The 18,451-nt window shown below is 73.2% G+C and carries 17 protein-coding genes, 1 other RNA gene and 1 pseudogene; 5 read left to right on the top strand and 14 right to left on the bottom strand.

Annotated elements, in window-relative coordinates:
• Nucleotides 1-13: 13 nt before the first annotated feature.
• Together ACI8AF_RS10215 and ACI8AF_RS10210 are read left to right on the top strand one after the other, a co-directional pair.
• On the top strand, nt 14-1,453 hold the full coding sequence (locus ACI8AF_RS10215) for a thioredoxin family protein (RefSeq protein WP_456539584.1): 1,440 nt from the start codon (nt 14-16) through the stop codon (nt 1,451-1,453).
• A pseudogene (locus ACI8AF_RS10210) lies at nt 1,438-1,956 on the top strand (UGSC family (seleno)protein). The gene ACI8AF_RS10215 and the pseudogene ACI8AF_RS10210 overlap by 16 nt, the downstream one beginning before the upstream one ends.
• Before the next feature lie 28 nt (nt 1,957-1,984).
• On the opposite strand, the gene ACI8AF_RS10205 reads toward ACI8AF_RS10210, so the two are convergent.
• Genes ACI8AF_RS10205 through ACI8AF_RS10170 form a run of 8 tightly spaced genes read right to left on the bottom strand, consistent with a single transcriptional unit; the run spans nt 1,985 to nt 9,900 of the window.
• Nucleotides 1,985-3,367, bottom strand: a complete 1,383-nt coding sequence (locus ACI8AF_RS10205; RefSeq protein ID WP_456539583.1) for a hypothetical protein — start codon at nt 3,365-3,367, stop codon at nt 1,985-1,987.
• Nucleotides 3,368-3,405: 38 nt separating this feature from the next.
• Nucleotides 3,406-4,182 (bottom strand): creatininase family protein, encoded by a 777-nt coding sequence (locus ACI8AF_RS10200; RefSeq protein ID WP_456539582.1) that lies wholly within the window; start codon nt 4,180-4,182, stop codon nt 3,406-3,408.
• Complete coding sequence (locus tag ACI8AF_RS10195) at nt 4,179-5,099, bottom strand: sugar ABC transporter substrate-binding protein (RefSeq protein WP_456539581.1); 921 nt, start codon at nt 5,097-5,099, stop codon at nt 4,179-4,181. Before ACI8AF_RS10195 ends, ACI8AF_RS10200 begins: the two co-directional genes overlap by 4 nt.
• Before the next feature lie 59 nt (nt 5,100-5,158).
• Nucleotides 5,159-6,283 carry a branched-chain amino acid ABC transporter permease gene (locus tag ACI8AF_RS10190; RefSeq protein ID WP_456539580.1) on the bottom strand — a complete coding sequence of 375 codons (1,125 nt, stop codon included), beginning with the start codon at nt 6,281-6,283 and terminating at the stop codon, nt 5,159-5,161.
• A 1-nt stretch (nt 6,284) separates the two neighbouring features.
• Nucleotides 6,285-7,169 (bottom strand): branched-chain amino acid ABC transporter permease, encoded by an 885-nt coding sequence (locus ACI8AF_RS10185; protein ID WP_456539579.1) that lies wholly within the window; start codon nt 7,167-7,169, stop codon nt 6,285-6,287.
• Nucleotides 7,166-7,876, bottom strand: coding sequence for an ABC transporter ATP-binding protein (locus tag ACI8AF_RS10180; RefSeq protein WP_456539578.1), 711 nt, complete (start codon nt 7,874-7,876; stop codon nt 7,166-7,168). The genes ACI8AF_RS10185 and ACI8AF_RS10180 overlap by 4 nt, the downstream gene beginning before the upstream one ends.
• Nucleotides 7,863-8,654, bottom strand: coding sequence for an ABC transporter ATP-binding protein (locus ACI8AF_RS10175; RefSeq protein WP_456539577.1), 792 nt, complete (start codon nt 8,652-8,654; stop codon nt 7,863-7,865). Before ACI8AF_RS10175 ends, ACI8AF_RS10180 begins: the two co-directional genes overlap by 14 nt.
• Before the next feature lie 52 nt (nt 8,655-8,706).
• Nucleotides 8,707-9,900 carry an ABC transporter substrate-binding protein gene (locus ACI8AF_RS10170; protein WP_456539576.1) on the bottom strand — a complete coding sequence of 398 codons (1,194 nt, stop codon included), beginning with the start codon at nt 9,898-9,900 and terminating at the stop codon, nt 8,707-8,709.
• A gap of 182 nt (nt 9,901-10,082) precedes the next feature.
• Here ACI8AF_RS10170 and ACI8AF_RS10165 point away from each other — a divergent pair, with 182 nt between their 5' ends.
• On the top strand, nt 10,083-10,526 hold the full coding sequence (locus ACI8AF_RS10165; RefSeq protein WP_456539575.1) for an Lrp/AsnC family transcriptional regulator: 444 nt from the start codon (nt 10,083-10,085) through the stop codon (nt 10,524-10,526).
• Nucleotides 10,527-10,535: 9 nt separating this feature from the next.
• Here the strand turns inward: ACI8AF_RS10165 and ACI8AF_RS10160 are convergent, their stop codons facing one another.
• Nucleotides 10,536-11,738: a 3-deoxy-7-phosphoheptulonate synthase gene (locus ACI8AF_RS10160; protein ID WP_456539574.1), complete on the bottom strand. Its 1,203-nt coding sequence runs from the start codon at nt 11,736-11,738 to the stop codon at nt 10,536-10,538.
• A 263-nt stretch (nt 11,739-12,001) separates the two neighbouring features.
• Between ACI8AF_RS10160 and ACI8AF_RS10155 the strand changes: the two genes are divergently transcribed.
• Together ACI8AF_RS10155 and ACI8AF_RS10150 are read left to right on the top strand one after the other, a co-directional pair.
• Nucleotides 12,002-12,160, top strand: a complete 159-nt coding sequence (locus ACI8AF_RS10155; protein ID WP_456539573.1) for a hypothetical protein — start codon at nt 12,002-12,004, stop codon at nt 12,158-12,160.
• Nucleotides 12,161-12,778: a PH domain-containing protein gene (locus ACI8AF_RS10150; RefSeq protein ID WP_456539572.1), complete on the top strand. Its 618-nt coding sequence runs from the start codon at nt 12,161-12,163 to the stop codon at nt 12,776-12,778. It abuts the gene before it with no gap.
• A gap of 76 nt (nt 12,779-12,854) precedes the next feature.
• On the opposite strand, the gene ssrA is transcribed toward ACI8AF_RS10150, so the two are convergent.
• The 5 genes from ssrA to ACI8AF_RS10125 all read right to left on the bottom strand — a co-directional run bounded on the left by ssrA (nt 12,855) and on the right by ACI8AF_RS10125 (nt 18,427).
• Nucleotides 12,855-13,230: a transfer-messenger RNA gene (gene ssrA, locus ACI8AF_RS10145) on the bottom strand.
• A 214-nt stretch (nt 13,231-13,444) separates the two neighbouring features.
• The gene (locus tag ACI8AF_RS10140) at nt 13,445-14,587 is read right to left on the bottom strand and encodes a magnesium and cobalt transport protein CorA (RefSeq protein WP_456539571.1); all 1,143 of its coding nucleotides are present in this window, start codon (nt 14,585-14,587) and stop codon (nt 13,445-13,447) included.
• Nucleotides 14,588-14,813: 226 nt separating this feature from the next.
• Nucleotides 14,814-16,430 carry an SLC13 family permease gene (locus ACI8AF_RS10135; RefSeq protein WP_456539570.1) on the bottom strand — a complete coding sequence of 539 codons (1,617 nt, stop codon included), beginning with the start codon at nt 16,428-16,430 and terminating at the stop codon, nt 14,814-14,816.
• A gap of 99 nt (nt 16,431-16,529) precedes the next feature.
• Nucleotides 16,530-17,420, bottom strand: coding sequence for an SCO6745 family protein (locus ACI8AF_RS10130; protein WP_456539569.1), 891 nt, complete (start codon nt 17,418-17,420; stop codon nt 16,530-16,532).
• A gap of 14 nt (nt 17,421-17,434) precedes the next feature.
• Complete coding sequence (locus ACI8AF_RS10125) at nt 17,435-18,427, bottom strand: GNAT family N-acetyltransferase (protein ID WP_456539568.1); 993 nt, start codon at nt 18,425-18,427, stop codon at nt 17,435-17,437.
• Nucleotides 18,428-18,451: the final 24 nt, after the last annotated feature.

The following is an 18,451-nucleotide window of genomic DNA, read 5'->3' as shown; positions in this document are numbered from 1 at the left end:
TCACACTGGCACGGTGGCGACGGTGCCCGACGGCCTGGTGGCGGTCGTCAAGCGCGACTGCCCCACCTGCGCGCTGGTCGAGCCGGTGCTGCGCGACCTGGCCGGCGCCGTCCCGCTGACCGTGGTCAGCCAGGACGATCCCGCCTTCCCCGCCGGCCTGCCCGTGGTCGACGACCGGCAGCTCGAGACCAGCTGGCGGCTGGGCATCGAGACCGTGCCGACGCTGCTGCGGGTGTCGGGCGGCCGCGAGACCGACCGCGTCGTCGGCTGGTCGCGCGCGCAGTGGGAGGCCCTCTCCGGGGTGGCCGGACTCGGCGACGGCCTGCCCGAGCACCGACCCGGCTGCGGCTCGCTCAGCGTCGAGCGCGAGGACGAGCTCGCGCGCCGGTACGGCGGCCGGGTGCTGGCCTCCCGCCGGGTCGAGCTCGCCGACCTCGAGGACGACGTCGAGGCGATGTACGACCGCGGCTGGACCGACGGGCTGCCCACCGTCCCACCCACGGAGGAGCGGGTGCTGCGCATGCTGGCCGGCACGCACCGCGCGCCGGACGAGGTGGTCGCCGTCGTCCCGCCCGACCTCGTCGAGTGCACGGTGGAGAAGGTGGCGGTCAACGCCGTCCTCGCCGGGTGCCTGCCCGAGCACCTGCCCGTGGTGCTCGGCGCCGTCGAGGCCGCCTGCCGCGACGAGTTCGCGCTGCACGGCGTCCTGGCCACGACGTACTTCGCCGGGCCGGTGCTGGTGGTCAACGGGCCGGTGACCCGGCGGCTGCGGATGAACTCCGGCATCAACGCCCTCGGCCAGGGCAACCGGGCCGGCGCCACGATCGGCCGGGCGCTGCAGCTGGTCGTGCGCAACGTCGGCGGCGGCCGGCCCGGCGAGGTCGACCGGGCCACGCTGGGCACGCCCGGCAAGTTCACCTTCTGCTTCGCCGAGGCCGAGGACGGGCTGTCGCCGTTCGACCCGCTCGCGGCCTCGCGCGGCGTGCCGGGCTCGGCCGTCACCGTGTTCGCCGGCTCCGGGCTGATCCCCGTCGTCGACCAGGCCAGCCGCACGCCGGAGTCGCTGGCCCGCACGTACGCGCTGGTGCTGCGCACCGTCGGGCACCCGAAGGCGGCGCTGGGCATGGACGCGCTCGTCGTGGTCAGCCCCGAGCACGGCCGGGTGTTCCGGGAGGCCGGCTGGGACCGCGCCCGGCTGCTCGCCGAACTGGAGCCGCTGCTGGTGCTGCAGCCGGAGGAGCTGCGCCGCGGCGCCCTCGGCATCGCCGAGGGGATGCCGCCGGGGCTCGACGACCGGCCGCTGCCGAAGTTCCGGCCCGGCGGGCTGCTGTTCGCCTACGCGGGCGGGCCGGCCGGCATGTTCTCGGCGGTCATCGGCGGCTGGGCCAGCGGCCCGACCGGCAGCACCCCCGTCACCGTCCCGATCGAGGAGGCCACGTGGCCCGCGTCCTGATCGACCCGACCTCCGAGCGCCGGCCGGCGGCGCGGCAGGTGAACCCGCGGCCTCCGACGCTCGACGGCCGCACCGTCGGGCTGCTCGACATCTCCAAGAGCCGCGGCGACGTCGTCCTCGACGAGCTGGAACGGCTGCTGGCCGCCGACGGCGTGCGCACCGTCCGCTACCGCAAGCCCACCTTCGCCCGGCCGGCGCCGGTCGACCTGCGGCACGAGATCGCCACCCGCTGCGAGGTGGTCATCGAGGCGCTGGCCGACTAGGGCTCCTGCACGTCGTGCAGTGTGCACGACATCGCCGACCTCGAGGACCGGGGCGTGGTGGGGGTCTTCCTCGCCTCGTCCGAGTTCGCCGACGCCGCCGTGGCGCAGTCGGCGGCGCTCGGCCTGGCGGTGCCGCACGTCCTCGTGCCGCACCCGATCCAGGACCGCACCGACGACGAGCTGCGGCAGCTGGCCCGCGACGCCTACCCCGCCGTCCTGGCCGCCGTCACCGCCGGCTGAGCCGCCCCGCCGGCGGCGACGGCCGCCCTCAGAGGGCGAGCAGGTAGCGCTCGCGCTCCCAGGGGGTCACCTGGGCGTGGAACTGGTCCCACTCCGCGTACTTCATCGACACGTAGTCGTCGACGAAGCCGCCGGGGAAGACCTCGTGCACGAGGGGGTCCCGCTCGAAGGCCTCGACGGCCTCCAGCAGGGTCCGGGGCAGCCGCACCGAGTTGGTCCCGTCGTGCCGGCGGTCGTCGGTCAGGGCGGCGTCGACCGGGTCACCCGGGTCCATCCCCGAGAGCACGCCCTCCAGGCCGGCGGCGAGGAGGAAGGCCGCCGCGAGGTAGGTGTTGGCCGACGAGTCGACCACCCGGTTCTCGAGGGCCGGCCGGTTGGCCGGCAGCCGCAGCATGCACGAGCGGTTCTGGGTGCCGTACGCGGAGAAGACCGGCGCCCACGAGGCCGAGCCGTCGGACAGCCGCGGGTTGAGCCGCTTGTAGGAGTTCACGGTCGGCGTGGTGATCGCGGCGAGCGCGGCGGCGTGCTTCATCACGCCGGCGGTGAACCCGTAGGCCACCTTGCTCCAGCCGAGCCCCCGGGGGTCGCCGGCGTCGCGCATCAGGTTCTCGCCGGTCGCCGTGCTGGCCAGGCTCATGTTGTAGTGGTGACCGGAGCCCCAGGCCTCGGTGTAGGGCTTGGGCATGAACGTGGCCAGCAGCCCGCACTCCTTGGCGATCTGGTGGGCCATGAACCGGAAGAACGTGATCCGGTCGGCCATCTGCAGGGCCGGGGCGTAGGCGAAGTCGAACTCGAACTGCCCGTTGCCGCCCTCGTGGTCGAAGCTGTAGACCCCGAAGTCGGTGGTCTGCATCGCCTCGACCATGCGCCCGAGGAACGGCATGGCGTCGAGGGTGCTCTCCACGTCGTAGGCCGGCGTGGGCATCATCTGCCCGCTGCGGGCCGGGGGCACCAGGTAGCCGTCGGGCCGCTCCAGCGACTCCGGCCGGAAGGCGTAGAACTCCGTCTCGATGCCGAGGTTGAAGGTGAACCCCTCGCTCTCGGCCCGGGCCACCTGCCGCTTGAGGATGGAGCGGGGGCAGTGCACGAACGGCTCGGTCCCGGCGAACATCAGGTCTGCGGCCATCCAGGCGAAGCGCCGGTCCCACGGCAGCACCCGCAGGGTGGCGAGGTCCGGCATCGCCACCGACTCGTCCTCGTTCGGGGTCATCTCGCCCAGCCCGCTGATGCCCCGCGGGGTGTACCGCTCGGAGCCCGCCAGCAGATTGGGCAGGTGGTCGATCGGGACCATCTTCGACTTGCTGCGGCCGTGCACGTCGGTCCAGCCGCCCATGGCGAACTCGACCCCCTGCCCGGCCAGCTCCGCGGCCAACGCCCGGTGGGCGTCCTCCATGTCGTGCACGGTGTCCACTTGGTCGGTCTCCTCGTGTGTCGTCGGTCGGTGCAGGGTCAGCGGTGGAGCGAGGGAGGCGCGGTGGGCCCGAGCGGCGGTTCCTCGGTGCGCCCCCGCTCGACGAGGCGGGCCAGCGCCGCGGCGACCTCGTCGAGCAGGCGCCGGCCGAGCTCGGGGGTGGCCTCCGACGGGCGCCCGGTGACGCCGTTGCGGGACAGGGACGGCGCCGTGTACCGGAACACGAGGTCGCCGGTCCGGTCCTCGTCGTCGGCGTCGACCGCCCGGTCGAGGTGCACGAGAGAGGGGTCGATCGCCAGGACCAGCGACGTCTCCGCGCGGTTGGCGTGGATGTCGGCACCGTCGGCGGTGACCTCGGCGAGCACCTCGGGCGTGATCGACCACCAGTCGACGACGCCGGTGCGCAGGTCGGGCCGGAACAGGCGGAGGTGGTCGGTCGCCGTCCCGAGGGCCGCCGCGTTGCCGAAGTGCGCGTTGACGAACAGCAGCCGGGTCAGGCCCGAGTACGCCGCCCACTCCGCGTACGAGCGGGCCACCGCGGCCAGCAGCTCCGGGCTCAGCGAGAGCGTGCCCGGGAGCACGGTGCCGTGGCCGTAGCTGCAGCCGACCGGGATCGGCGGGAGGACGACGGCCCCGCTGAGCGTCGCGGCCGCCTCGCAGACCCCCTCGGCGACGAGGGTGTCGGTGCCGGTGGGCAGGTGCGGGCCGTGCTGCTCGACCGCGCCGACCGGCACCAGCCCGACCTCCGCGGCGCCGGCGGGGCGCCCGGCCCAGCCCTCGAGCTCGGGCCAGGCCGCGGTGGACCAGCGGGTCACCCGTCGAGCCCCTCGCGCAGCTGGTTGTAGGCGATCCGCTGCTCCCACGGCACCCACGTCGCCGCCCGCTCCGGCGTGATCATGCGACCGATCGGGCTGGCCACGCAGTCGCCGTCGAACGGCACGCCCTGCACCAGGTGGCGGACGACGAGGTCGCCGACGGTCTGCCCGATCCCGGGGATGTCGAGGTCCCAGGTGCCGTGGTGGATGCCCTGCCGGATCAGCTCGACGGCCTTGGGGGTGCCGTTGCGGGAGACCATGGTGACCTCGCCGAGACGGCCGGCCTCGCGCAGCGCCTCGACGGCGCCGAGCATCGTCTCGTCGTTGTACGGGATGAGCGCGTCCAGCTCCGGGAAGTCGGCGAGGATGTTCGCCGTCTTCTCCTTGCCGCCCTCGGCGACGTCGCTGACGTTCTTGTAGCGCGGGTCCTCCGGGTCGTTGACGAGGGTCAGCCCCACGGACCTCACGCCGTGGACGAGACCGAGCATCAGCTCGATGTCGTCCACGACGTCGGGGCCGCCGACGATGGCGGTCCGGGCTCCCGGCGGCACCAGGGTGGCCAGGTGCTCGGCCATGTAGACGCCGTGGTTGAAGTTCGGGTAGACGACGGAGGCGTCGACCGGGAACCGCGGTCGCTCCAGGCTGATCACCGGCACGCCCTTGCTGCGCGCGTACGCGGACCCCTCGGCCGGGTGGTGGTCGTCGATGACCCAGACGATGATCGCGTCGACGCCCGCGTCGGCGCCCGCGCGGACCGCCTCGTCGCTCGACCCCGGCCAGGCGGGGTCGCGGAAGTCGGCCCAGATGACCCGGGTCTCGATGCCGTTCTCCGCCAGCCGGCTCTCCAGCCCGTGGCCGAGCGCGTCGACCCCGGCGTTGGACCCGTAGGTCATGGGGGCCACGTACAGCACACGCATCTGCTTCTCCGTTCGTCGGGACCGGGCGACGCCGGCCGGTCGTGCCGTGGGGACCGTGCTCAGCGCAGGGAGGCGTCCGGGATCGGCGCCGCGTCGGTGGTGGCCGGGAGGTCGTCGGCCGGCTGCGGAGGCGGCAGCCGGCGGCGGCGCGCGCGGGACAGCAGCCGCAGCGGATCGAGCTCCCGCCCGCGGGTGAGACCCGACGGGCGCAGGAGGAGGACCACGAGCAGCAGCAGGGCCAGCCCGACCTCCGTCATGCCGGGGCGCGAGGGGACCTCCCAGCCCCCGATCGTCACGCCGCCCTCGACGCGGCGGAGCAGCTCCAGCACCGCGCTGACCACCAGCGTGCCGACGACGGCACCGGAGACGCTGGTCAGGCCGCCCACCACGAGCATGGCGATCGCCGTGAACGCGATCGTCAGGTAGAAGGAGTTCGGGTTCAGCGAGCCGAAGTACTGCGCGAACAGGGAGCCCGCGACCCCCACGACGAAGGCGCTGGCCGTGAAGGCGAGCCCGCGCTCCCACCAGACCCGGATGCCGAGCGCCCGGGCGGCCACCTCGTCCTCGCGCGAGGCCGCGAGGCGCAGCCCGATCCTGGAGTGCCGCAGGACCAGCGCGCCGACGATCGCCAGGCAGGCCCACACCAGCAGCTCGCCGACCGGCGGCGGCCGCACGCCGAGGATCAGCCCGGCGCTGCCCCGGGTGAAGGTCTCGGCGTTGCGGAACACCGAGTAGAAGGCGATCAGGACCGCCACCGTCGCGAGGCTGGCCGTGAGGCCCGACAGCCGCATCAGCGGCAGGCTGATCACGCCCGCGACGACGGTGGCCACCAGGCCCGAGACCAGCGCCGCCGGCACCCCGGTGAGCTGGACGTCGGCCAGCCACGCCGGCAGGTCCGGCAGCTGGAAGGACTGCTGCACCGGGGCCATGGAGACGATGGCGGTCGTGTAGGCGCCGACGCCCATGAAGGCGGTGTGCCCGAAGGAGAAGACCCCCGAGTCGCCGATGAACACCTTCAGGCCGACGACGAGGACCAGCATGACGAGCGCCGTCCCGGTCGTCCGCTCCAGGCGCGGACCGCCCAGGGAGCCCAGCACGGTGACGACGGCCACCAGGCCGCAGAGCACCACGGCCGTCCCCGCCGTCCGGAGGTGGGGCCGCAGTCGGGAAGCCGTCTCGGCCATGTCACACCCTCGGGGACAGGGCGGCCACGCGGAACAGGCCACCCGGACGGAACGCCATGAGCACGAAGACCCCCAGGAAGAGGAAGGCGTCGCGGTAGCCGGCGAGCTGGTACGGCAGCACCTGCTGCAGCAGGCTGGTGCCGGCGCCGAGCAGGTACCCGCCGACCACCGCTCCGGGCAGGCTGCCGAGGCCACCGACCGCGGCCGCGGTGAAGCCGAACAGGACCGGCGTCAGGCCGATGCCGATGGACACCCCGCCGGTCTGGCCGACCAGCAGCACCGCGCCCACCCCGGCGAGCAGGCCGCCGATGCCGAAGGCGGTCGCGATCACCCGGTTGCTCCGGACGCCGCACAGGCGGGCCATCTCGAAGTCCTCGGCCGCGGCGCGCATCTGCACGCCGATCGACGTCCGGTTCATGAACAGGGCCAGCGCGACGAGCAGGACCGCCGTCGTCACGATGGTGACGACCGACAGCCAGCTGACGGTGATGCCGCCGACCTCGGTGGACCGGTTGAAGACCGGGACGACGTCGGCCGACTTCGGCAGGGTCGTGAAGATCATCTGGGCCACGTTCTGCAGCAGGAAGCTCAGCGCGAACGAGGTGATGAGCAAGGTGGCCGGGTTGGCGCCGCGCACCGGGCGGAACGCGATCCGCTCCATGAGCAGCGCGCCGAGCACGACGACCGCCACGGTGGTCGCCACCGCGACCGGCCAGGGCCAGGTGTGGGTGAGGAACAGGGTGTACCCGCCCACCATGATCAGCTCGCCATGGGCGAAGTTGACCAGCTGCATGATCCCGAAGATCAGCGCGATGCCGAGGGCGAAGAGCGCGTAGAAGCTGCCCGCCGTCAGGGCGTCGACGACGAACTGGACGACGGCGGTCACACGGACTCCCCCACTCCCAGGTAGATGTCGGCGAGCTGGTCGGCCTGCAGCTGGCCCCGCGGGGCGTGCGCGGCGACGACCCCGCCGCGCATCACGTAGCACCGGTCGGCGATCTCCAGCGTGCGGTTGGCGTTCTGCTCGACCAGCAGCACGGTCAGCCCGTCGGCGCGCAGCTGCTCGATCGTGTCGAACACGAGGTCGACCAGCTGCGGCGAGAGCCCCAGCGACGGCTCGTCGAGCAGCAGCAGGCGGGGCCGGCTCACCAGCGCGCGGGCGATCGCGAGCTGCTGCTGCTCGCCGCCGGAGAGCTTCCCCGCCTGCGCGCGGTAGTAGCGCCGCAGCACCGGGAACCGGTCGAGCCCGCGCTCGACGTCGGCCGCCACCGCGTCGCGGTCCCCGCGGCTGGTCGCGCCGACGGCGAGGTTCTCCGCCACGGTGAGCGTGCCGAAGATGTGCCGCCCCTCGGGGACGAGGGCGACCCCGCGGCGGACGATCTGCTCGGGGCGCCCGCCCAGCGGGTCGCCGTCCAGGGTCAGGACGCCGGCGGCCGGGGCCTTGCGCCCGGCGATCGCGGCCATCGTCGTGGTCTTGCCGGCCCCGTTGGGACCCAGCAGCCCGACCACCTCCCCGGCCCGGACCTCGAGCGAGACGTCGCGCACCGCACGGATGCGCCCGTAGGTGACCGCCAGGCCCTCAACGCGCAGCACGCCGGTCCTCCCGCCTGGAGCCGAGGTAGGCGTCGAGCACCCGCGGGTCGCGGGCCACGTCGGCCGGGGAACCGGCGGCCAGCGTCCGGCCGTAGTCGAGGACGTGCAGCCGGTCGCAGAGCCGCATGATCAGCCGCATGTCGTGCTCGATCACCATCAGGCCGCATCCGTAGGTCTCCCTGATGCCGCTGAGCACGGCGAGCAGCTCGTCGCTCTCCTGCTCGTTCAGACCGGCGGCCGGCTCGTCGAGCAGGAGCAGCCGCGGCCGGCCGGCCAGCGCCCGGGCGATCCCCAGCCGCCGCTCCTGGCCGTAGGACAGGGAGTCGGCGCCCTGCTCCGCGCGGTCGGCGAGACCGACGAGCTCGAGCACCTCGGTCGCCGTGGCGGCGGCCGTGCCCCGCGACCCGCCGCTCGCGTACACGGCCGCCTCCACGTTCTCCAGCACCGACAGGCCCCGGAACAGCCGGACGCCCTGGAAGGTGCGGAGCACGCCGGCCCGCCCCCGCCGGTGCGCGGGCCACCGGGTGACGTCCCGCCCGTCGAGCAGGACGGTGCCCTCGGTCGGGCGCTGGAAGCCGCTGAGGGTGTTGACCAGCGTCGTCTTGCCGGCGCCGTTGGGGCCGATCAGGCCGACGATCTCGCCCTCCTCGAGCGAGACGTCGAGGTGGTCGTGGGCGTGGACGCCCTCGAAGCGGAGGTGCACCTGACGGGTCTCGAGCCGCGCCGCCGCGGTGGCGGCGGCCCGGGTCGGGACAGGGGAACCGCTCGGCGAGGGCACCGGCGGCCTCCTTCCTGCTTCCTGGTTCTGCGGACGGGCGGGGAGCCGCCGGTCAGCAGGCCGTGCGCGGCACGTCGGAGACCTCGACGTACTCGGCCAACGACGCCTGACCGCCCTCGATGTTCATGATCGCCATCGGGCGGTCGACGGGGGCGTGGCACTCGGCGGTGTACGTCGTCGGGCCGACCAGCAGGTCCTCGTCCTCGATGCTCTCGATGGCCGCGGCCAGCTCGGTGCCCTCCGTCGTTCCCGCGCGCTCGATGCCCGTGGCGATCACCTTGATGTCGAGGTAGCCGAACAGCGCGTAGCTCGCCGAGCCCTCGTACTCGACATCGGCCAGGAACTGGTTCACGGCGTCGTGGGTGTCGTCGCCGGCGCTGGAGACCATCGCCGCGTGGAAGAAGTTGCTCAGGTCCGGCACCGACTCCGTCCAGAACGTGCCGTCGAAGGCGGAGCCGCCGTAGACCGGGAGGTCCACCCCGGCGGTGCGGAGCTGGCGGATCGCGCTCGCGCCACCCGGCGGGTAGGAGCAGAGGACGACGAAGTCCGGCGAGGCCCCGCGGATGTTGCTGACCTGGCCGGCGATCGACGGGTCGCTGTTGACGAAGGTGTCCCGGCCGGCGATGGAGTCCTCCCCGGCGATCGCGGTCCACGCGGCGTCGAACTCGTCGCACAGCGACTTGGAGTACTGGATGCTGGTGTCCTCCAGCAGGTACGGCTTGCGCAGGCCCGCCGTCTCGTACGCGTAGGTGGCCAGCGCGACCGACTCGCTCGGCGTCCCCTGGTAGACGTTGAAGTGCAGCGGGCCCAGGCCCTGGAGGCCGAACTCCGGCGCGCCGGCGCCGCTGATCGAGACCACGCCCGCCTGCTGGGCGGCCAGCGCGGCGGGCGCGCCGAAGTCGTAGTCGACGGTGGTGACGATGACGTCCGCGCCCTCGTCGAGGAGCTCCTGGGTCACCGCCTGCACCTGGGCCGGGTCGGTCTTGTGGTCGCGCGTGACGAGCTCGAGCATGCGACCGTCGATGCCGCCGGCCTCGTTGATCTCGTCGATGGCGTACTGCATGCCCGAGGTCTGGGCGTTGTCGTACAGCTCGAAGCCGCCGGACTCGGCCACCGCGGCGCCGATGACGATGGGGTCGTCCCCCGATCCACCGCCGCCGCCCGAGTCCGCGTCGGCGGAGGTGCCGCACGCAGCCGTGGCCAGGACGAGGGTGACGAGGGTGGCACCCGGGAGTAGACGTCGCATGAGGCTCTCCGCTCGAACAGGCATGCGGCGACTGCCGCCTGCTTCGAAGTTCGGAGTGAAGTTAGGGCGATATCGGCGAAAAGCCAAGAGGAGCCGTGTTACAACTTCGATAAGTGGCTGTTCAAGATCTGTCAGGATCGAACCTCGAACCAGCAGACCTGGCCCGTGGTAGAGAGGACGACATGCTCGACGACATGGACCGGCGGATAGTGCGGCTGCTGCAGCGCAACGCCCGCGTGCCGAACACCGAGATCGCCCGGACGCTGAACGTCACGGAGACGACGGTCCGCAACCGGGTGAACCGCCTGCTCGACGAGAACCTCATCGAGATCGTCGCCGTCCTGAGCCCGAAGGCGGTCGACGCGAGCATCTCCGCGTTCCTCAACCTGTCGGTCCATCTCGCCGACGTCGAGGCGGTCGCGTCGGCTCTGCGCGAGCGGCCGGAGGTGCGCTACGTCGGCAGCATCCTCGGGCGCACCCAGATCGTGGTGGAGGCGTTTTTCCGCGACCACGACCACCTGCTGGAGTTCCACACCGGGTTCCTCGGCACGCTGAGCGCGGTGACCTCGGTGGAGACCTCGGTGGTGCTGCGCGTGCACAAGCTGTCGTACGAGTGGGAGATCTGAGTTTCCCGGCTACGCCCCGCGGCGGGCGCGGACCGCGGCGGCCAGCTCGTCCAGGAGCTCGGCCGTCGTCGCCGGGTCGACGCACGCGTCGGTGATGCTCTTGCCGTACTCCAGCGACGACGGGTCGCGCTGGTCGAGGTCCTGGCGGCCGGCGACGAGGTTGCTCTCCACCATGACGCCGCGGAGGCCGCGCTCGCCGGCGGCGATCTGGCCGGCGAGGTCCCGCACGACAGCGGGCTGACGGCGGTGGTTCTTGCGGCTGTTGCCGTGCGAGGCGTCGACGACCACCACCTCCGGCAGGCCACGCCGCGCCAGCGCCGCCTTCGTCGCCGAGACGTGGGCGGCCGAGTAGTTGGGGCCGTCCTTGTCGCCGCGCAGGATCACGTGGCCGGAGTCGTTGCCCGTCGTCGACAGCTGCGCGGTGATGCCGTGGCGGTCGACGCCGAGGAACTCGTGCGGCGCGCGGGCGCTGACGACGGCGGAGACGGCGACGTCGACGCTGCCCTCCGGTGAGTTCTTGAACCCGACGACGGAGGAGAAGCCGGACACCCGCTCGCGGGCGGTCTGGTCCATGACGTTGCGGGCACCGACGCCGTTGTAGGTGACCAGCCCGTCGACGTACTGCGGCGTGAGGGCGTTCAGCGGCTCGGCCGCGACCGGGACGCCGAGGGCGGTGATGGCCAGCATGAGCATCCGGGTGGCGACCAGCCCGACGCTGATCCGGTTGGAGCCGTCGAGGTAGGGGTCGTAGGCGAAGCCCTTCCAGTCGACCTCGGTCCGCGGCTTCTCCGTGTAGGTGCGCATGAGGATCTCGAGGTCGGCGCCGTGCCGCTCGCGCACGGTGCGCAGGAACCGCGCGTACTCCAGCGCGGCGGCGGGGTCGTGGATCGAGCACGGGCCGGCGATGACGACCAGCCGGTCGTCGGTGCCGTCGAGGATCCCGGTGACGGCGCGGCGCCCGGCACGCGTCGTGGCGGCGGAGGCGGCCGAGAGGGGCAGCACCCGGGCGACCGCCTCCGGCGTGACGACGACGCTCAGGCCGGCGATCCGGGTGTTGACCAGGTCGGAGATGTCGGCCGGCTCGGCGTCGGGCAGGCCGAGCTCGTGCCGGACGTCGGGCAGCAGTTCTGCCTGCAGAGCGTCGATCCGGTCGTTGACCTGCTGCTGCAGGGCGAGCAGGTGGTCGGCGATGCGCGCGGCGTCGTCCAGCACGGGTTCTCCTCGAGTCGCCACGAGACCCCCAGGAGGCTCGTGCGTCCGATTGTGGCGGGCCCCGACTTCGGCCCGGGGCGCACCCCTGCACCGGCCGCGTGCGATGACAGGGGTGAGCTGACCGCTCGACCGACGGGGGCGGGCGCGGTCATCTCGGTTCCAGTGCCCCGCTCCGGGGGTCTCCGCCGAGGAAGGCCTGCGATGTCCCGTCCGCCGTCCGTTCCCGTCGACCGACCGATCGCCAGGAGGTCGCGGAGGTGATCGTGAGCTGGAGGAAGGTCGTCACCTGGCTGTTCCTGGCGTTCGCGCTCTTCTACCTGATCCAGGCGCCGGAGCGGTCGGCGCAGCTGGTGAGGAGCGTCGGGGAGGGGCTCGCCGGCGCGGCGTCGTCGCTGGCCGCGTTCCTCGGCGGGCTGGTCTAGGTGACGGCCGCACCGGCGTCCGGGCGCTTGCCGGCCCGGGGCCGCAAGGACGTCGAGAAGTACCTGCTGCCCGGGGAGGCGCCGGTCGTCGTGACGCGGCGGCACTGGGCGGTGCTGATCGGGCCGACCGCACGGTTCCTGCTCGTGGTGGCGACCGGGGTGGCGCTGCTGCTGCTCGATCCGGGCGACCAGGTGATCAGCTCCGCCGGGCTCCTCGTCGTCCTGGCCGGGTCGGTGACGTACGCCCTGCGGTTCACCGAGTGGTGGATGCGGCACCTCATCGTCAGCCGGCGCCGGGTGCTGCTCACGTCCGGCGTCGTCGTCCGGACGGTCACGCTGCTGCCGCTGGTGCGCATCACCGACCTGACCTGGGAGGAGACCCCTCTCGGCCAGCTGCTCGGCTACGGCACCTTCCGCCTGGAGTCGGCCGGGCAGGACCACGCGCTGCGCCGCCTCACCTACCTGCCGGCGGCGCGGGCCCGCTACCGGCAGGTGAGCGAGCTGCTGTTCAGCCGGGACCACGGGGCGGCCACCAGCGGGGACGACGAGGGCAATCCCGAGCCGGCACCCCCACGGCACGACACCCGCCCCCTCACGCCGCTTCCCCTCGAGCGGTAGCGGGGCCGGCCGGCTGCCGGGCCGTGTCGCACGAGAGCCCGGGAGGACGTCGTCCTCGCCGGGGCTCTCGTGTTCGGGGTGGAGGTGGCGGGAATCGAACCCGCGTCCTACGACGCCAGTCCAGGGCTTCTCCGAGCGCAGTCCGCTGTGCCTCTGCTCGGCCCCACCGATCGCGCGGACGAGTCGGTGTGACGGGCCCAGTCGCTGTTTGGTTTCCCCTCCTGCACCCGCGACCGGCGCGGAGGGTCAGTCACCTAGCTGATGCCAGGAACCGGGCCGGTGACGAACCCGGGCTGACAGACCCGCTTCGCTGCGTCAGGCAGCGAGAGCGAAGTCAGCGCGACTGTTGTCGGCGCTTGTGTTGTTTGCAACGCGTGGTTAACGAGCTCATCGTTGCCTTCCTCGGCTCGCTTCCCCTGGCCAAACGACCGCAGTCGAGACCATTCACCCCCTGTGCAGTTGTGCAGTCAGGGTAACCGGCCGCGCACGCGAGTTGTTCCCTCGCCGCACCGCCGTCCCCCCGATCGGTTGATCCTCGGCTTCTTGCCGCAGACACGGCCGGACACGCCGGCATGGGTGGCAAGCAGGCGATGATCATCGGCGGGTGGCTGGCCGACACGCCGCGGGGGCCGACCACCTGCCGATGATCATCGGGCGCCGGGCGCGTCAGATCCAGTCGCGGCGCTTGAAGACGACGTAGAGCACCAGGCTCACCGCGGCCATGAGCACCAGCGCGAACGGGTAGCCGAGGTGCCAGTGCGTCTCGGGCATGAAGTCGAAGTTCATGCCGTAGACGGTGCCGACCAGGGTCGGGGCGAACAGGATGGCCGCCCAGGCGGAGATCTTCTTGACCTCCTCGCCCTGCGCGATCGACGCCTCGGTCAGCTCCCGGATCTCGTCGTTCTGCCGCTGCGCCACCAGGGTCGCGTTCACGGTGAGGATGTCGCGCAGCTGCAGGCGGAAGCCCTCCACCCGCTCGTTGACCTGTACGACGTGGTCGGCGACGTCGCGCAGGTAGCTGCGCAGCTCCTCGTCGACGCCGTACTTGTCGAAGCCGGCGGCGATCGCGGCGAGGATGCCGGTCAGCGGCTGCGACGCCCGCTGGAACTCCAGCACCTCCTGCGACAGCTCGTAGATGCGCCGGGAGACGCCGGGGTCGCCGCGGAAGACCTCGGTCTCGATCTCGTCGATGTCGTTGGCGAGGCCCGCGACCACGGGTGCGTAGCCGTCGACGACGGCGTCGAGGATCGCGTAGAGCACCGCCTCGCTGCCCTTGGACAGCAGGTCCGGCTCGCTCTCCAGCCGCCGGCGCACCCGCGCGAGGTCGGGCGACTCGCTGTGCCGGACGGTGATCGCGAACTCCTGGCCGAGGAACAGGTGCAGCTCGCCGAACTCCACCTCCTCGCGCTCGTCGACGTACCGGGCGGCCTTGAGGACGACGAAGAGCGTGTCGCCGTAGCGCTCGAACTTCGGCCGCTGGTGGGCGGTGATCGCGTCCTCGACGGCCAGCTCCGGCAGGTCGAACAGCTCGGCGAGCTCCCCCAGCTCGCGCGGCTCCGGCCGGTAGAGGCCCAGCCACGCCAGCCCCTCCTCGCGCTCCGCCAGCGCCTCGCGGGTGCCGGCGGGCGACGCGGGCGTGGCCACCCGGCGGCCGGCCGAGTAGACGGCGTTGTCGATCAGCCGCGAGCGGCGGCGGGTCTCGTCGGCCGGCGACGGCGACGGGGTGGGGCGCTGCACGCGCGGCTCGACCCGCGGGCGGCGGGTGAGCGTGGAGAAGGCGGTGCGCGGGGAGGTGCGGCGGTCGGCCATGGCGGGCTCCCGGGAACGGCGCGGACGAGGACACCGGGCAGGTCCTCCCGCGCGCCGGCGGTGCGGCAGCCGGGCGCAGCTCAGGCGGGGAGGACCTCGGGACTCGGACTGGGAGGCTCGCTGCGCATCGGCGATCCCCTCCCCTCGTCGGCGCCCCCGACCGTCCGGAGGCCGTCGTCCATCGTGACACGCGCTGTCCAGCGCGCGTCCCCCGACGGGGTGAACGTCAGCCGACGTTCCCCAGAACGAGGTCGATCATCACCGGCAGCAGCAGCACGATCAGCAGCGCACCGAGGACGTCGAACGAGATCCCCGACCGGATCATCTTGGTGATCGGGACGACGCCCGAGCCGTAGACGATGGCGTTCTGCGGCGTCGACACCGGCAGCATGAAGCCGAACGAGGCCGCGAACGTCGCCGCGAGCGCCGGCACGAACGGGTTCACCCCGGCCGCCATCGCCACCGGGATGATGATCGGCACCACGACCGACGCCGACGCCGTGTTCGACGTCGTCTCGGAGATGACGATCGCCAGCAGCACCGCGAAGACCGTGATCGCGAACGTGCTGGTCAGCCCGAGCAGGTCGGCCGAGCCCTCGCCGATCGTCTCGGCCAGGCCGGTGTCGGCCAGCAGCGACCCGAAGATGATCCCGGTGCCGAAGAGCAGGATCGTGCCCCAGTCGATGGTGGCGGCGTCGCTCCAGTTGAGCGTGAACTCGCGGCGCTTCCAGTCGACGGGGAGCAGGAACAGCAGCGACGCGCCGAGGACGGCGACGATGCCCTCGTCGAGCCGGGCGCTGATCGTCTCGTAGAGGCTCGACTCGGTGCCGGCGGTCAGCGCGATGACGCCCGGGAAGATCCACAGGAAGACCGTGATCCCGAAGGCGACCAGGGTGTTCTTCTCCGCCCGGGACATCGGTCCGAGCTCGGCGCGCTCGCTGGACACGTACTCGTGGACGCCCTCGATGCGGCGGATCTCCGGCTTGTTGAGCAGCAGCAGGACGACGGCCAGCGCGACGAACATCAGCGCGCAGATCGGCAGCGCCATGAGCATCCAGTCGAGGAACCCGATCCGCTCCCCCGTCGCCTCCTCGATCAGCCCGCGGCCGATCAGGTTGGGCGGCGTGCCGACCGGCGTGATCAGGCCGCCGACGCTGGCGCCGTAGGCGAGCATCAGCATCAGGGCGGCGCCGACCCGCAGCCGCAGCGGGTCGAAGTCCGGCGCCACCAGCTCCTTGTCCTGCAGCAGCTTGGCGATCACGGTGAGGATGCCGAGCGCGGTGGGCAGGAGCATGGCCACCGTCGCGGTGTTCGACACGAACGCCGACAGGAGGGCGGTGATCAGCCCGAAGGCGATGACCACCCGGGTGGTCGAGGTGCCGACCCAGCGCATGGACAGGATGAACATCGCGAACCGCCGCGCGACGCCGTGCTTGAGCATGGCCGCGGCCAGGATGAACGCGCCGATGAAGGTGAACACCGTCGGCGAGCCGAACGGCGTCAGCGCCTCGTCGGGCCCCACGACGCCGAGGACGACGATCGCGGCGATCCCGATGAGCCCGCCGACGGGGATCGGCACCGGCTCGGTGATCCACAGGACGATGACGCCGAGCAGGATCGCCGCCAGCAGGTGCTGGTCGCGCGGCAGGTCGAACGGCAGCAGCGCGAAGACGATCGTCACCACCGGCGCGAGGAAGAGGCCGACCGTGCGCCGGCCCTTCTCGAAGCGCTCCTCGGCCGGGCTGAGCTGCTGCTCGCCGAGGCTGCGGTAGGTCGCGCTGCCGGTGAAGGCGGCGTCTACGTCGGTCCTGTTCGCCGTCGGGCGGGACTCCGTCGCGGTCATGACCCCTCCTCGGAGCGGGCGCGATCCAGACGACACGAGTCTCAGGTGGGCGGACCTCCCCCGCCACCGCACCGCCGGAGACGGCGGCCCGGTCCGGCGTCAGCGCCCGGCGAACAGCCCGTCGGGGTAGGCACCGGCGGCGGCGATGCGGGCGGAGAAGCCCTTGCCCAGCTCGACCACCCGCGCCGTCCGCTCCGGGCCGAGGTGCGCCCACGGCGCGGCGGACAGCGCGTCGGTCTCCGCCTCGATCCGGGCCCGCAGCGCGGCACCGTCGGCGGTCAGGCCGTCGCCGTCCAGCAGCCCGCGCGCGGTGAGCGACTCCGCGGTGGCCGCCCACTCCTCGTCGCTCCAGCCCCGGGTCGCCTTGGCGCCGGGCTCGGAGAAGCCGCGGCCGGTCACGGTGTGGGTGACCAGCGCCTCGAGGCCGGTCAGCCCCGCCCGCAGCAGCGCGGTGAGGTGCCCGTCGCCGCGGTGCTCGCGCAGCAGCGTGGCGCCGTGCCACAGCTGCAGCACCGGCTCGTCGGGCCAGGGCTGGTCGGCGTGGCCGGCGTAGAGCGGGCGGGCCTCGGGCGTCAGCGCCGAGCACGCCTCGCGCAGCAGGCCGGCGAGCTCGGCGACCTCCGGGGCGGCGACGACGTCGTCGCCGAGCAGGCGGGTGAGCGAGGCGCGGGCGGCGGCGTACCGGGCGGCGACGACGTCCCGCGGCGAGGCGAGGGTCCACGCCCGCGGCACGTGCCGGGCGATGAGCGCCGGTGAGAAGTTGTAGAAGGTCGCCGCGACCACGCCGGGGCCGACGGCGCCCATGGCCGCCGCCCGGCCGGCGAAGTAGCACATCCGCCCGGGCCGCAGCCCGATCGCGGTGAGGTGCTCGTCCTGCTCGGGCGCGAAGTAGAGGTGGTTGTGCAGCGGCTCGACGGCGCGGTGCGCGCGGGCCACCACCTTCGGGTCCACGAGCGCAGAGGTGCCGACGGGCTGATCGACGCTGACCATGCGCCGGACAGTAGCTAGGCGCGCACCGGCGGCAGCGCCCGGGCCCAGGAGACCTGCGTGCGGCGGACGGCGAAGCCGAGCGCCTCGTACAGCCGCAGCGCGCCGGTGACGTTCTCGCTGTCGACCTGCAGCGACGCCCGCCCGCAGCCGGCCTCGGCGGCGATCCGCAGCGAGCGCACGATGGCCGCGCTGGCCAGCCCGCGGCCGCGCGCCTGGGGCAGCGTGCCGATCTGGCCGTAGTGCGCCTCCTCGACCCCGGTCGCCCGGGTGTCGGCCTCGTAGACGTAGACCAGCGCGTAGGCGACGACGGCGCCGTCGGCGAGCACCAGCGTCGACAGGTCGGGCCGGAAGGCGCGCTGGCCGGTGAACAGCGTCTGCCAGGTGGCCGGGTCGCGCTCGCTCGAGCCGTGGTGCTGGGTGAAGGCGGCGTTGTGCGCCCGGCGCACCGCGTCGTCGCGGTCCCAGGTGAACGGCACCAGGTCGACGCCGGTCACCTCCGGGGAGTCGGGGACGTCGGTCAGCGGCCGCTCCATCTGCCGGTACCACCGCACGGCGGTCAGCCCCGCCCGGTCCACCAGCGCGGCCAGGCCCGGCATCGTCTCGGGGACGACGACCGACAGCCGCGCCGGCGCCTCGGGGTGCCGCTCGGCGTGGATCTCGGCGCCGCGGGCCAGCTGCCAGTCCAGCAGCGCCTGCCCGATGCCGCGGCGGCGGTGCTCGGGGTGCACCCGCCCCTCCAGGTAGACGGCGAAGGCGTCGCGGAAGGTCGACGGCGCCATGGCGGTGGCCCAGCCCAGCAGCTCGCCGTCCGGACCGTGCACCGCCACCCCGTCGCTGCCCAGGTCGAACAGGTCGTTGACCCACCACTCGGTGAGGTCGTCGGCGTCGTAGTTCTCGCCGGTGTCGTCGACCTTCTCGGCGGCGTCGAGGAGGGCGGCGACGGCGTCGACGTCGTCGGCGGTCAGCGGCCGGGAGGTGAGGCCGGGCGGCAGGTCGAGGGGCGGCACAGGGGCCGAGGCTAGAGAACGGCG

It is taken from the genome of Blastococcus sp. SYSU D00669 (genome assembly GCF_054050715.1).
Note: the sequence above shows the minus strand (reverse complement) of the source record. Positions and strands in the feature narration are given on the sequence as shown.